General features: G+C 73.5%; 11 protein-coding genes and 1 riboswitch. Of the genes, 4 read left to right on the forward strand and 7 right to left on the reverse strand.

Annotation, left to right across the window (positions count from 1 at the left end; translation table 11 throughout):
• Positions 1–157: 157 nt before the first annotated feature.
• Complete coding sequence (locus GKC29_RS01665; RefSeq protein ID WP_155329135.1) at positions 158–1,504, forward strand: YibE/F family protein; 1,347 nt, start codon at positions 158–160, stop codon at positions 1,502–1,504.
• A gap of 166 nt (positions 1,505–1,670) precedes the next feature.
• A riboswitch (cyclic di-AMP (ydaO/yuaA leader) is annotated at positions 1,671–1,801 on the forward strand.
• 4 nt (positions 1,802–1,805) lie between these two features.
• Positions 1,806–2,822: a hypothetical protein gene (locus tag GKC29_RS01670; RefSeq protein WP_155329136.1), complete on the forward strand. Its 1,017-nt coding sequence runs from the start codon at positions 1,806–1,808 to the stop codon at positions 2,820–2,822.
• A 104-nt stretch (positions 2,823–2,926) separates the two neighbouring features.
• Here GKC29_RS01670 and GKC29_RS01675 read toward each other — a convergent pair whose 3' ends face one another.
• A complete protein-coding gene (locus tag GKC29_RS01675; RefSeq protein WP_155329137.1) occupies positions 2,927–3,652 on the reverse strand; it encodes a carbonic anhydrase in 726 nt (241 codons plus the stop codon).
• A 207-nt stretch (positions 3,653–3,859) separates the two neighbouring features.
• On the opposite strand from GKC29_RS01675, the gene GKC29_RS01680 reads away from it, so the two are divergent.
• The gene (locus GKC29_RS01680) at positions 3,860–4,222 is read left to right on the forward strand and encodes a MarR family winged helix-turn-helix transcriptional regulator (RefSeq protein WP_155329138.1); all 363 of its coding nucleotides are present in this window, start codon (positions 3,860–3,862) and stop codon (positions 4,220–4,222) included.
• 9 nt (positions 4,223–4,231) lie between these two features.
• Positions 4,232–5,467: a type VII secretion-associated serine protease mycosin gene (gene mycP, locus GKC29_RS01685; protein WP_230688882.1), complete on the forward strand. Its 1,236-nt coding sequence runs from the start codon at positions 4,232–4,234 to the stop codon at positions 5,465–5,467.
• 68 nt (positions 5,468–5,535) lie between these two features.
• On the opposite strand, the gene GKC29_RS01690 is transcribed toward mycP, so the two are convergent.
• From GKC29_RS01690 to eccCa, 6 genes are all read right to left on the reverse strand, one after another.
• The gene (locus tag GKC29_RS01690) at positions 5,536–6,894 is read right to left on the reverse strand and encodes a WXG100 family type VII secretion target (RefSeq protein WP_155329139.1); all 1,359 of its coding nucleotides are present in this window, start codon (positions 6,892–6,894) and stop codon (positions 5,536–5,538) included.
• Positions 6,895–6,909: 15 nt separating this feature from the next.
• Positions 6,910–7,452, reverse strand: a complete 543-nt coding sequence (locus tag GKC29_RS01695) for a hypothetical protein (protein WP_155329140.1) — start codon at positions 7,450–7,452, stop codon at positions 6,910–6,912.
• Between the two features lie 31 nt (positions 7,453–7,483).
• A complete protein-coding gene (locus GKC29_RS30315; protein ID WP_155329141.1) occupies positions 7,484–8,986 on the reverse strand; it encodes a S8 family serine peptidase in 1,503 nt (500 codons plus the stop codon).
• Positions 8,987–9,068: 82 nt separating this feature from the next.
• Complete coding sequence (locus GKC29_RS01705) at positions 9,069–9,347, reverse strand: WXG100 family type VII secretion target (protein ID WP_155329142.1); 279 nt, start codon at positions 9,345–9,347, stop codon at positions 9,069–9,071.
• Positions 9,348–9,375: 28 nt separating this feature from the next.
• Positions 9,376–9,684: a WXG100 family type VII secretion target gene (locus tag GKC29_RS01710; protein WP_155329143.1), complete on the reverse strand. Its 309-nt coding sequence runs from the start codon at positions 9,682–9,684 to the stop codon at positions 9,376–9,378.
• A 218-nt stretch (positions 9,685–9,902) separates the two neighbouring features.
• Positions 9,903–13,865 carry a type VII secretion protein EccCa gene (gene eccCa, locus GKC29_RS01715; RefSeq protein ID WP_155329144.1) on the reverse strand — a complete coding sequence of 1,321 codons (3,963 nt, stop codon included), beginning with the start codon at positions 13,863–13,865 and terminating at the stop codon, positions 9,903–9,905.
• Positions 13,866–13,901 lie beyond the last annotated feature (36 nt).

The following is a 13,901-nucleotide window of genomic DNA, read 5'->3' on the forward strand; positions in this document are numbered from 1 at the left end:
CCGACGACCGCGCGGGGTCGCGTCCGGCCCGGCACGGCCGGCACGGTACGTGGCCACGGAACCACCCTCGGACACCCCTCATGAGGAGTTCCGGGAGCCGCTGAACCGTTCGACCCGCCGGCCCGTACCCCGCCCTGGATTCGTTGGGAGACACTCGATGGGCGCCGACCACACCCGTCCCGCTCCGCCCGCCCCGCCCGGGGTGCGGCGGATCCTCATCGCGACGGTGGTCCCCCTCTTCCTCGCCACCCTGGTCGCCGCCCTGGTGCTCTGGCCTCGGGACACCCGGGAGGCCGACGCGGGCACCGAGCCGCCCCGCTACCACGGCACCGTCACGAAGGTGGTGACCGAGCCGTGCCCGCCCACGCCGGAGGCACCCGGGGGCGGCCCGGCGACGGGTGACGGCCCGTGCGGCACGGTGACGGTCCGGGTCGAGCAGGGGCCGGACTCGGGGCAGCAGGTCGAGACTCCGGTACCGGCCGGGCCGGGTGCGCCCGAGGTCGCGGTCGGCGACGAGATCATCCTGGTCGAGCTGACCGATCCGGCCGATCCGTCGGCCAGCGCGTACAACATCGCCGAGCACCAGCGCGGTGAACCGCTGGTCTGGCTGGTGGCGCTCTTCGCCGCGGCGATCGTCGCGTTCGGCCGGTGGCGTGGCCTCGCCGCGCTCGCCGGCCTGGCCGCGAGCTTCGCCATCCTGCTGACGTTCGTCCTGCCGGGGATCAGCGCCGGCCGGCCGCCGCTGCTGGTCGCGGTGGTGGGCGCCGCACTGATCATGTTCGTGGTGCTGTACCTCACGCACGGCGTCACCGCACAGACGTCGGTGGCGGTCCTCGGCACGCTCGGCAGCCTGGTGCTCACCGGCGTGCTCGGCACGCTCGCCACCGCGGCCACGCACCTGACCGGGTACGGCAGCGAGGAGGCCACCACCCTGTCGATGTTCCAGGCCGACGTCGACCTGCACGGCCTCCTGCTGGCCGGCATCGTCATCGGCTCCCTCGGCGTGCTCGACGACGTCACCGTCACCCAGGCGGCCACCGTCACCGAGCTGGCCCACGCCAACCCGGGGCTGACCCGGGGGCAGCTCTACCGGTCCGCGACCCGGGTCGGCCGGGCACACATCGCCTCCACGGTCAACACGATCGTGCTGGCGTACGCGGGTGCCTCGCTGCCCGTGCTGCTCCTGCTGACCGCCGACTCGCGGGCCGCGACGCAGATCCTCACCAGCGAATTCCTCGCCCAGGAGATCGTCCGCAGCGCCGTCGCGACGCTCGGCCTGATCGCCGCGGTTCCGCTCACCACCGCGCTCGCCGCCCTGGTCACCACCGCCGGGCGGCGCGGTGGCGGGAGAGCGGGCGCGGACGCCCCCGCTCCGACGCCCCGCCCGGCCGCCGGACGGACGGAGGCGCTGGAGGCGCTGAGCACGCCGCGCGCCGGCACCGCCACCCCCGCCGCCCCTGGTGGGTGGCCCGACCGAGACAGGAGTACGGACGCCGGATGGTGACACTCCGCACGGTGACGACGCCGTCCCACCCGCCTGATAAACGCGTCACTGATCACGCAGCGCACATACGAAATAGCGCATTTGGTCGGCTTCCGGACGTAGATCCCCAGCACACCTGTCAGGTAACCTCGCTGCCGGTCACCGCCGAACGCGCGCACCGGCGCCAGCGGGGCCACCGCCCAATCGCCGCGAGGCGAGCCGGGGAACCAGGTACGTGGGGTGAATCCGCGCCAGCGGTAGGGGCCGCTTCCGTCCCGAACCCGTCAGCTAACCCGGTCGGCGGTCGACGGAAGGGAACACTGTGACGGCACCCCTACGCCGCTGGTCGACACCCGTGGTGGCCGTGCTCGCCGCGCTGGCCGTGTTCGCCGGGCCCGTACCGGCCTCGGCCGCCCCCACGGCACCCCCCAAGCCCTCCGGGCACGACGCGGAGCCGAAGCTGCTCGGCGACCTCATCGAGGCCCGGAACCGCGAATTCGTCAAGGCCCAGGCGCAGCTGGAGAAGTCCCGGGAGCGTCGCCTCGTCCTCGAACTGGAACTCCGGCGCGCGCAGGCCGACCTCGACGCCCTGGCCCCCCAGGTGAACGAGATCGCCGCCCAGTCGTACCGCACCGGCCGGATCGGCGCGATGTCGATGCTGCTCGGCGCGAACACCCCCGACTCGTTCATCGCCCGCGCGTCGGCCCTGGACGAGCTGAACCTCGTCAACGACAAGCGCCTCGCCGTGGTCAACGCGGTGCGGAACCGTGCCCAGCAGGCCAAGCTGGCCCTCGACGCCGAGGTCCGCGAACAGCAGAAGCTGGCCAACGACCTGAAGCGTGGCAAGACCGAGGCCGAGAAGGCCCTCCGCCTGGTCGGCGGACAGGGGCTCACCGGCGGCCTGGTCAGCGCCGAGTCCCCGGTCGCCCGGATCGCCCCCGGCCGCACCGCGGACGGCGACTGGCGGTCCGAGTCGTGCAGCGAGAACGACCCGACCACCGCCGGCTGCGTCACCCCCCGGACCCTGCACATGTACAACGAGGTGCGACGGGCCGGTTTCAAACGGTTCGTCGGCTGCCACCGCTCCGGCGGCCCCTTCGAGCACCCCAAGGGGCGCGCCTGCGACTGGTCGTTGCAGAACAGCGGGTTCAGCTCGTGGCACAACAACGACATGCGCCGGTACGGCAACGACCTGACCGCGTTCCTGGTCCGCAACGCCGACCGGCTCGGCATCTACTACGTGATCTGGAACCGGCAGATCTGGTTCCCGGCGACCGGCTGGAAGTCGTACAGCGGGCCGTCCAACCACACCGACCACGTGCACGTCTCGTTGCTGTAGCCGACGACGGGAAAGGGCCGCCCCGCGATGTGCGGGGCGGCCCTTCGCGTAGGTCGGTCGGCGGCGGGTGTCGTCCGGCGGCGCGGCCGTGCGGGCGGCGAGGGTCAGGCGGCGGCGTGGGCGGCCGGGTCCGCGGCGGGCAGGTCACCGATCCCGGCCACCGTCCGCACCTCACCGGCGGCGAGACGGTACGACATGCCGGCGATCGCGCACCGGCCGGCGGCCACGGCCGCGGCGAGCGCCTCCGACTGCTCCGGCATCGCCTCGACGGTCTGCGCGATATGGACGTCGACGATACCGTCGAGGTCGGTGACACCCTCGGCGTCGGCCCGGCGCAGGCTGGGCACCACGGCGTCCACCACGGCCCCGAGGTGCCCGGGTGGCCGGGTGCCGGTCGCGTCCGCCTGACGGGCCGCCTGGACCGCGCCGCAGGAGTCGTGGCCGAGCACGACCACCAGCGGCGTACCGAGCACGGTGACCGCGTACTCGACGCTGCCGAGCACCTCCGGGCCGAGGGTGTGCCCCGCGGTCCGGACCACGAACAGGTCACCGAGGCCACGATCGAAGATGATCTCGGCGGCGAGGCGGGAGTCGGAGCAGCCGACGATCACGGCGAACGGCTGCTGCCCGTCCGCCACCGCCGCCCGACGTCCGGCGTCCTGGTTGGGGTGGCGCGGCTCACCGGTCACGAACCGCCGGTTGCCGGCGTACAGCTCGGCGAGCGCCTGCTCGGGCCCGGCTGGACCAGCGACGGCGGCAGCCCCGCTCGTAGGGCCGGCGGCTTTCCGATCCGGGCCCGGCTGCGTGCCGGGCGTTCCGGGACGACTCATCCCCTCACCTCGTCCTGGGTGGGCGAACCTGGTGGGACCCGGACCGGCGCTGGACGCGGGCTGTCACCCACCGTCACACGCAGCACAACGCACGTCAAGATATGCGTGATATGTGCTTCATATGTCGTCGGCCCCTTGCAGTCGCCCTGTTGATCACCCCGAGAGCCGCGGGTCGGGCGTGCCACGAACCGGAACGACGGAAATACGATGTCGGGCATGGCGACAACAGGAGCGCAGGGGAGCACCCGGAACTGGACGTTCCTCACCAACCACGGGCACGTGCTGCTCGCCATCGCCCGCAACCCCACGGCCCGGCTGCGGGACGTGGCCGACGAGGTCGGCGTCACCGAGCGGGCCGCGCAGGCGATCGTCGCCGACCTCGAGGCGGGTGGTTACCTCCAACGCACGCGGGTGGGCCGGCGCAACGAGTACACGCTGAACCCCGCCGGCCGCTTCCGGCACCCCGCCGAGGCCGACCGCCAGGTCGGCGCCCTCCTGGCGCTCTTCACCGACGAACCGGCGGACGACGGCGCGACGGGCGGCACCCGCGCCGGCGACGGGCGGCGGTAGTCTCACCGCGTGCGCGAGAGCTTCCGACCGGGCCGGCCCGCTTTCGCCCGCCGGGCCGGGGCACGGGTCCTCCTGAGTGGAGTCGCCCTCCTCCTGCTCGGCACCGTCCTCGTCGCGCCCGCTCCGGCCGTGGCGGCGCCCCGCTGCGGGCCGCCGGGCACGGCGGCGCCCACCGAGACGCCGTGGCCGCTGCGCCGGCTGGAACCGGCGTCGGCCTGGCGCCTCTCGCGGGGTGCCGGGGTCACCGTGGCGGTCATCGACTCCGGGGTCTCCGCCACCCACCCCACCCTGCGGGGCCAGGTGCGCGCGGGGCGCGACTTCAACAGCCTTCCCCAGGAGCAGGGCCAGTGCGACCTGGCCGGGCACGGCACGATCGTGGCGGGCATCATCGCCGGCCGGGAGGGGACCGGAGTCCCGTTCAGTGGCATCGCGCCGCAGGCCCGGATCCTTCCGGTGCGCGTACTGCCGAACACCCGCACCACAGTGGACGAAGGGCTGCCGGGTGAGATCGCGCGGGCGATCCGCTGGGCGGTGGACAACGACGCCGACGTGGTCAACCTGTCGCTGGTCACCCTGGACCGGCCGGACCTCGCCGACGCGGTGCGGTACGCGCTGGACGAGGGCGTCGTGGTGGTCGCGGCGGCCGGCAACCGGCAGGAAAATCAGCAGGACCTGCCCGCGTACCCGGCCGCGTACCCGGGCGTCATCGCGGTCGCCGGTGTGGACGAGCAGGGCGGCCACGTGGGCAGTTCGGTGAGCGGCGAGTACGTCGACATCGCCGCCCCGGGCCTGAACATCGTCGGCCCCGCCCCGGGCGGCGACGGGTACCTCGCCGAACCGCAGGGCGGCACCAGCTTCGCCGCCGCGTACGTGTCCGGTGTGGTGGCTCTGGTGCGCGCCGCGTACCCGGACCTCGACCCGGAGCAGGTGGCCGACCGGCTCGCGCGGACGGCGGACAGCCCGCCCGACGGCCACAACGCCGAGGTCGGGCACGGTGTGGTCAACCCGTACCGGGCGGTGTCCGCCCTGCTCGGGCACCGGAGCGACCCGCCGCCCGACGCGTTGGCCGCTCCGGCCGCGCCCGAGGACCCGCTGGCCTGGCAACGCGACGTGGCGCTCTGGGTTGCCGCCACCGGCGCGCTGGTGGCGGTGCTGCTCCTGGCCGTCAAGCCGATCCTGGATCGGGGCCGTCGGCGCGGCTGGCGACCGGGCCGCCGCCCGGCCGACCCCAGCACGACCACCTGACCGGACGCGCCACCGCCCGCACCCGCTCCCTGGTCCGGGGGCGGTGCGGGCGGTGGCGTGACGTCGGATCAGCGCAGCACGCCGGGCGCGCCGCCGCCGTCCGCGCCCCAGACGTCCTCGTCCTCTTCGAGCCAGGTGTTGCGGGGAACCTCCTCGTCGCCGTACCCCGCCCCGCCGTGGCCACCCATTCCGGCGACGCCGCCGACACCACCACGCGCACCGGCACCCCGGCCGGCGGCGCCCCCGACGCCGGCCGCGCCGGCACCCGGCACTCCCCGGCCGGCACCCCGGCCACCCGCGCCCCGGCCGGCACCGGCCGCACCGCCGCCCATCATCGGCGCCATCCCAGCACCCGCACCGAGCTTGCCGGCCCCGCCGAGCCGGCCGCCGGCACCGCGGCCGCCACCGCGGCCCGCGCCGGCCATACCGCCACCCATCATCGGGGCCATGCCCGGGGTCACCGGGCGGCCCAGCGCACCGCCACCCGGGATCATGCCGCCGCCGGCCAGCCCCGCACCGCCACCGGCACCGCCGCCGGCTCCGAGACCGGTGGTGCCGGGCAGGCCGCCCCCGCCGAGACCGGGCGCGGTGGCGGTGCCGGCACCGGCCAGACCGCTGCCGTAGTCGTCGGCGAGACTGCCGGTGCCCGGCGTGTACCCGCCGCCGGAGCCGTAACCGCCACCGCCGGCCAGGTCGGGGTGGGCGCCGGAGCCGATGCCCGGGGAGCCGGTACCGGGCATACCACCGGCGCCGAGCGAGGGTCCGCCGCCGCCGATGCCGCCCGTGGAGGGCATCCCGCCGGCGCTCGGCGCGCCGCCGAGCCCGCCCGCGCCGCCCGGGCCGGTGCCGAGGTCCGGCGTACGCATGTCCGGCGACGTGTCGACCTGTTGCGGGCTCGATCCCGGCATCCCCTGGTCAACCGCGACGTAGTCGCCGCTGACGTCGCCGTAGACCTTCGCCGCCTCCTCGGACTTGTCGTTGATCCAGTCGTAGAGGCCGGTCAACGGGTCGAGCAGACCCATGAAGTCGGGCTTCACCCGCATCTCGAACAGGCCCGTGTCGATGACGAGCCGCCCGTTGCGCGCCTCCAGGACGTCGTTGACGCAGCTCGCCGGGACCGGGAACGCCGACTGCGCGGCGGTCAGCCGGTCCGCCGCGTTCCGCAGCGACTGGACGATGCCGTCGTGGCCCTCGGCGTCCTGGACGATCTTCTCGGCTCTTGTCGCCATTCCGGTGACCTTTGTCTTGAAGGCCTCGTACGCCTCGCCCTTCCAGACCTCGCCGAGATCCTTGACGTTCTTGTCCAGGCTCTCCTTGACCGCCGTCACGTTCTTCAGCAGCTGCTCCCAGAGCGAGGCGGCGGTGGCCACGTCACCCGGCCGGCCCGCGACCACCACCTGCTGGCACATCTCTTCCCAGCTCGGCACCGCTCCCCCTCCCCGTCAGGCCTTCTGCTTGGAGGCGTCGCTGAAGACGCGCTCCATCTCGGCGGCGGACATCGCGTTGGCCCGCTCGGCCGTCTCGTAGTTCTCCTTGACCTCGCGCAGCGCGTTCGCCGCCTGGTACAGGTCCGCGGCGAGGTTGCGGACGTTCTGCTGGGTGGTGGTGAAGAGCGAGGAGTGCTTCGTCGCCAGGTCCTGCGCCCTCGGGAACGTGCCGAGCGGGCTGGTGTCGGTCGGCATGCCGGCGGTGGCGTTGCCGCCCATCCGGTCCTGGATCTCCACCATCTGGTACGACTGCTTGTGCAGGAAGTCGGCGTGCGACTCCAGCCACCGGATGGCCTCCTCCAGGCTGGTGGCGTCCCACTCCGTCCGCGCACCGGCCTCGTTCGCCCCGGGCATCAGCGCCGTCGGCCGATCCGCCCGGTTGACGTTGTCCATCGTGACGCCGTCGAGGTGCATCGTGGGCACCAACGGTGTGATCGGCACCGGTATCGGATTGTCCAGCCGGATCTCCTCCGGCTGCTGGGCCCGGTCCTCCGTCATCGGTTCCTCCCCCTAGCCGACTGGATGTGACTTACTGCTGGTGCCCACCGGGTGCGGGCGGAGGCGGCGTGGGCGCGCCGGACGCCGCGGGGCCGGACGCGAACCCGGACTGGCCGGTCGGCGGTGGATACGTCTGCCCCGGCACCGATCCCGGCCCGACCGGCTGGCCCGGCGGGAAGCCCGGCTGGCCGCCCTGGCCCGGCGGGAAGCCCGGCTGGCCCGGCGGGAAGCCCGGCTGGCCCGGCGGGAAGCCCGGCGGCACCGGATGGCCGGCGCCGGGCGGCGGGTAGCCCGGTGGCCGGAGACCGGGCGGGCCCACCGGTGGCCGGCGGCGGGAGCGCCGGATCAGCACCACGACGAGAACCACGAGGCCGATCGGCACGGCGAGACAGAACGCGCCGCTGATCCAGGCGCCGGGGCCCTTCTTGAAGGTGATGGCGACGGCCGGTCCGTCGTCCTCGTCGGCCACCGCCGTACGCGTCGGGGCGGCCGAGGCGTCGGCCGGGGACGTCAGCAACGGGTTCGACCGGACGGCCGGCACCGAACGGGTGAGCGCGGCGACCGGGTCGACGGCCCCGAAGCCGTACTGGTCGTCGCGCCCGGGCCCGCCCCCGTCGCGGGCGGTGCGGATCATCAGGTTGATCACGTTGGCCGCGTCGAGATCCGGGTACCGTGCTCGGACCAGAGCCGTCACGCCGGAGACGATCGCGGCGGCGTCGCTGGTGCCGCTCGCGATGCCGTACCCGTTGGGCGACACCGACCGGGGACGCGGAGAGATGATGTCCTCCATCGGCGCGGCCAGCACCGCCTCCGGCCCGTGCACGCTCTCGGCGAACGCGGTGCCGCGCTTGGTCAGGCCGGTCACGGCAATGACGCCGGGGATGTTGGCGGGGCTGTTCACCCGCGTGGCACCCTGCTTCCGGTTGCCGGCGCTGGCCACCACGACCGCGTCCTTGTCGAGGGCGTGGCGCACCGCCTGCACCAGTCGCTCGCGTTCCGGGCCCGCGGTCACCGGGAGCGGACCCTTCTCGCCGGAGGAGACGTTGATCACGTCGGCCCCGTTGTCGGCGGCCCAGCGGATCCCCTCGGCGACGTCGTCCGTGTCGAACGGCCGACCCACCGCGACCGGCAGGATCCTGGCCTCGGGTGCGATGCCGAGGTGCCGCATCTCGCCGCCGCCACGCGACGCGACGAGGCCCGACATGGAGGTGCCGTGCGCCTTCTCCTTGTCGTCGTCGCGGCGGCCGTCGGAGCCGCTGGCGTTCCCGACGCCGGTCCCCTTGAGCACCTGGCCGCGCAACTCGGGGACGGTCGGATCGACGCCGCTGTCGACGACGGCCACCGTCACGCCGCGCCCCTTGGTGATCTGGTGCGCCTGCGCGATCTTGAGCGAGTCCAGATACCACTGGAGCCCGCGGATCGTGTCGGCGGCCCGGGCCGGGGCGGGCGCGACCAGCGAACCGGCCCCGACGGCCAGGGCCACGACGGCGGCGCTCAGCGCCAGCAGTGGCCGGAAACGATTCCCCGTACCCATGACTCCCCCAGGAACACTCGGCTGCGAACACGGCGCGGCTCCGGCCCGGTCTGACCGGACCGGAGCCGCGTCGGCGTTCGGATCAGCCCCACACCTTGGCGTTGCTCATCTCGGTGTTGACGTAGTTCTCGCGGGCGATGCCCACGGCGCCACCGATCTCGTTGAGGATGCGGTTGATGTCGCGCACCGCCGAGTCCCACTGGGCCTGGTGCTGCTCGTAGGCGGCCCGGTCCTGGCCGTCCCACTGGAGCTTCGACAGCATCGAGCGCAGCGTGTCCAGCTTCTCGTCGATGGTCCGCGAGATGGTCTGCATCTGCTGGTTCGCGTTCTCGAGGACCGCGTAATCGACCTTGATGCTCATGAGTTCCTCCCCTGCTCGTCTCGTCGGATCACGGGTTGAGAGCAGAGTGGAACTTGTCCAGCATCTGCTGCTGCTCTTCGTCGTTGACCTGGTGCGTCGTGCCCGACTTGTCGAGCAGGTCGGCGATGTTGTCCATCGCCGTCAGCAGCTTGGCGGTGTTGTCGTTCCAGTTCTGCATGAGCGTCTGGAACCCGGTGGACGCCTGGCCCTTCCACGCGATCGCCAGATCGTCGACCACGTTCCACAGCTTCTTGAGCTCACCGTCGACCTCGCTGCGCGTGGACCGCACGTCACTCGCGGCGGTATGTAGAGTCGCTGCTTCGACCTCGAACGCCATGCTTCACACCCCTCCGTCTTCTTGTGGCGGCGGATCTGCCGCGCCCCTCCCCCGCGGCAAGGCACACAACCCCACCGACGGACACTCCTCAGAAGACCGTAGCGGAACGGAGCAACGCGGCGCAGCCCCGCCCGGCCTCAAATGTGACGGACGGTGACGCGTTCGTTGCTGGCGCAAATGTCGACTCCGACAGCACCGGCGTCCATATCGGACACCGCTCAGGCCGGCTCCGCCCAGGCGGTCTGGATGAGCTGCTGACCGTCCCGCCGCCGGACCAGCGTGCCGCGCCCCGGCGGTTGCGGACTGGGCCGCAGAGTGCCGAAGACCGCGCCCTCCTCCCGGTTGCCGGACATGAGCAGGCCCGGGGAGTCCAGCTCCCGGAGACGTTGCAGCACCGGCTCGTACAGGGCCCGGGCCACACCGCCGACCCGCCGCGTGACGATCAGGTGCAGACCGATGTCGCGGGCCTGCGGCAACAGCTCGTGCAGCGCGCTGAGCGGGTTGCTCCCGCCCGAGGCCACCAGGTCGTAGTCGTCCACCAGGATGTAGAGGTCCGGGCCCTTCCACCAGCTACGGTCGCGCAGCTGGGCCGTGGTGACGTCCGGGCCGGGCAGCCGGTTCGACAGCGCGCTGCGGATCGAGGCCAGCCCCTGCGCGAACACCTGGTTCGAGGGGGCGTAGTCGAGCAGGTGGTCCCCCTCGACCGCGCCGAGCAGCCCGCGCCGGTAGTCGGCGATGACCAGGCGGGCCTGGGCCGGCGTGTACCGCTCGGTGATCCCCCGGGCGATCAGGCGCAGCAGGTTCGTCTTGCCGCACTCCGCGTCGCCGAACACCGTCAGGTGCGGTTCGTTGGCCAGGTCCAGGTAGACGGGGGCGAGCGCCGACTCGTTGACACCGATCGGCAGGCCGGGCGCCGAGCGGTCGATGATCCGGGCCAGCTCCGTGACGGGCAGCTTGCGCGGCAGCAGGCGTACCTTCGGCGCCGGCCGGCCGGGCCAGGCGGCCGCGACGTGCCGGGCGAGGGCGACCGACGCCTCGGTCAGGTCCTCGATGCTCCGGCGACCGTCGATCCGCGAGACCCCGGTGAGAAAGTGCAGCTTGTCGCGAGTCAGGCCCCGACCAGGTGAGCCGGTCGGGACGTTCGCGGCGGCCCGCCGGTCGATCTCCGACTCGTTCGGGTCGCCGAGGCGAAGTTCCAGCTTCGTGCCGAGCAGGTCCCGCATGTTGATCCGGATCTCCGCCCACCGGACGGCGGTCAGGATCACGTGTACGCCGAAGCCCAGCCCGCGGTTGGCCAGGTTCGTGATGGTCTGCTCCAGCTCCTCGTACTCCTGGCGCAGCGTGTTCCAGCCGTCGACCACGAGGAAGACGTCACCGAACGGGTCGTCGGCGAACTCACCGGCGGCCCGGCGGCGGCGGTAGCTCGCCACCGAGTCGATGCCGTACTGGGCGAACCGGGTCTCCCGGTCGTCCAGGACCGCCACCACCTCGGCCACGGTCCGCCGGACCGCCTCGGTGTCCCGCCGGCCGGCGACGCCGGCCGTGTGCGGCAGCCCGTCCAGGCTGCGCAACGCGCCACCGCCGAAGTCGAGGCAGAAGAACTGCACCTCGCGCGGGGTGTGGGTCAGCGCGAGCGACGCCAGCAGCGTCCGCAGCATGGTGCTCTTGCCGCTGAGCGAGGCGCCGACGATCACCACGTTGCCGCCGGCGCCACCCAGCTCCACCAGCAACGGGTCGCGGCGCTGCTCGTACGGGCGGTCCACCACGCCCACCGGGACGGTGAGCTGGCCGCGGCCTCCCCAGTCTGCCGTGCAGAGCCCGTACGTCGGATGGGCGCTGAGCGCCGGCAGCAGCTCGCCGAGGCCGGGCGGGTCGGCCAGCGGCGGCAGCCAGACCTGGTGCGCCGGGCGGCCCTGCCCCGTGATCCGGTCGATCAGCACGTCGAGCATCGCCACGGCCTTGCCCTCGGCCGGCTGCTCCGGTTCCGGGGTGGCCGGCACCGGAACCTGCGGGTCCCGCACCGGGAGGTAGTCCACTCCGTACGGCACGATCCGCCGCTGGACCATCGCCTGTGAGGCCGCGGCCACCTGCCCCGGCGCCCGGTACGGCCCGGAGACGTACGCGGCCCGGAACCGGAGCATCGTGCTGGTGTCGGTCTTCAGGTAACCGTGGCCCGGGGCGTTCGGCAGCTCGTACGCGTCCGGCACGCCGAGCACGATCCGGCTCTCCACCGCGGAGAAGGTGCGCAGACCGATCCGGTACGACAGGTGCGTGTCCAGACCGCGCAGCTTGCCCTCCTCCAGGCGCTGGCTGGCCAGCAGCAGGTGCACCCCGAGCGAGCGGCCCAGCCGGCCGATCATCACGAAGAGGTCGATGAAGTCGGGCTTCGCGGCGAGCAGCTCGCTGAACTCGTCACAGATGATGAGCAGGCTCGGCATCGGCTCCAGCGGCTCGCCGGCCGCCCGGGCCTTCTCGTAGTCGTACCGCGAGACGTAGTTGCCGGCCGCACGCAGCACCTCCTGCCGCCGGGTCATCTCGCCGGCGAGCGCGTCCCGCATCCGGTCGACCAGTGGCAGCTCGTCGGCGAGGTTGGTGATCACCGCGCTGGTGTGGGGCAGCGCCTCCAGGGAGGCGAAGGTCGCGCCGCCCTTGAAGTCGACCAGGACGAAGTTCAGCTCCTCCGAGGAGTGGGTGACGGCGAGCGCGCCGACGATCGTCCGCAGCAGCTCGCTCTTGCCGGAACCGGTGGCCCCGATGACCAGACCGTGCGGGCCCATGCCCTCGTGCGCGGACTCCTTGAAGTCCAGCTCCACCACGTTGCCGTCCGGCCCGACGCCGAGCGGGATGCGCAGCCGGTCCCGGTGGCTGCGTGGCCGCCAGGTCTGGTGGACGTCCAGCGTGGCGGCGTCGCCGACACCGAGCAGGTCGGGCAGCTCCATGCTGCGGGCCAGCGGCTCGTCGGCGGTGGCCTGCTGCTGGGAGAGCCGGAACGGGGCCAGCTGCCGCGCCAGCCCCTCGGCGGCGGAGGCGCTCAGCCGGTCGGGAGTGCCGAGCCGGGACGACGTGGTGCCACGGACCAGTTCCAGCGAGGTGCCGTCGCCCACGTCGAGGCAGAGCAGCCAGCGGCCGGCGTCGCGCGGCACGGCGCCGGAGAGGTCGATGACGGTGGCACCGAGCAGGCCCGCCCCCATCAGCTGGCAGGTCGCCGAGACCTCGCCGCCGTCGATCACCACCACCAGGTGCGGCAGCGTCGTGAGCGGCTTCGCCTCCGGGGCGAAGCGGGGCCGGCCGGCCAGCTCGCCGGCGAGCGACTCCTCCGCCTCGGCCAGGCTCGGGAACACCAGCCGGCGCGCACCCGCCGCGTCACTTCGTCCACTGTGGTGGGCGTGCGGCAACCACTTCACCCAGTCCCAGGCGCCCTGGCGGTCGGGGGCCGCCACCACCGCGACGACCAGGTCGTCCGGCGCGTGGAAGGTCGCGAGTTGGCCGAGGGCGGCACGGGCCAGGTCCAGCACCGGCTCGCGGTCGCCGCGCAGCACCACCCGGCTGAACGCGCGCACCGACAGCGCGGTCGGCAGGTCCGGCACGGTCGAGTGGGCGCGCACGAACCGGCGCAACGCGATCGCGCTCATCGGCTCCAGGTCCTCGACCGGTTTGGTCTCGGGCGGCACGATCTCCACCGCGAGGCGCTGCGGGCCGGTGGCGATGCGGGTCTCGCCGAAGTCGTCCTCGGTGATCCGCCGCTCCCACAGCCGGCGCGACGCGGCGACCGACCACAGGGCGTCCGGCTCCGGGTGGCGCCACGCCATCGCGGCCCGCTGCTGCTCGGCGGCGCGCCGGGTGCGCTTGCGCATCTGCGCCAGGTACCGCATGTAGTCGCGGCGGTCGGCGTTGAGCTCCGCCTTGTCGTTGTTGCCGTGGCTCAGCGAGCCGATCGCCATCCCCAGCATCGAGATGCCGAAGAGACCACCGGCGACGTACGTCATCATGCCGCCGCCACGTCCGGCGTAGAGGAACGCCATCGCGCCGACGCCGCAGACCATCGGCAGGATCATCAGCAGCTGACCCATCCCGCGCGGCGTCGGCTCCGGCAGTTCCGGCGGCGACTCCAGCAGGACCTCGCCCCGCGGCAGGGCCGGGCCCGCCTGGCGTGGCGGTCGGCGGAAAACCACCGTGCTCACGGTTGTCCCCTTCCCCCTGAGACGATCGCGCGGGCG

Source organism: Micromonospora sp. WMMC415 (genome assembly GCF_009707425.1).
Taxonomy (GTDB): domain Bacteria; phylum Actinomycetota; class Actinomycetes; order Mycobacteriales; family Micromonosporaceae; genus Micromonospora.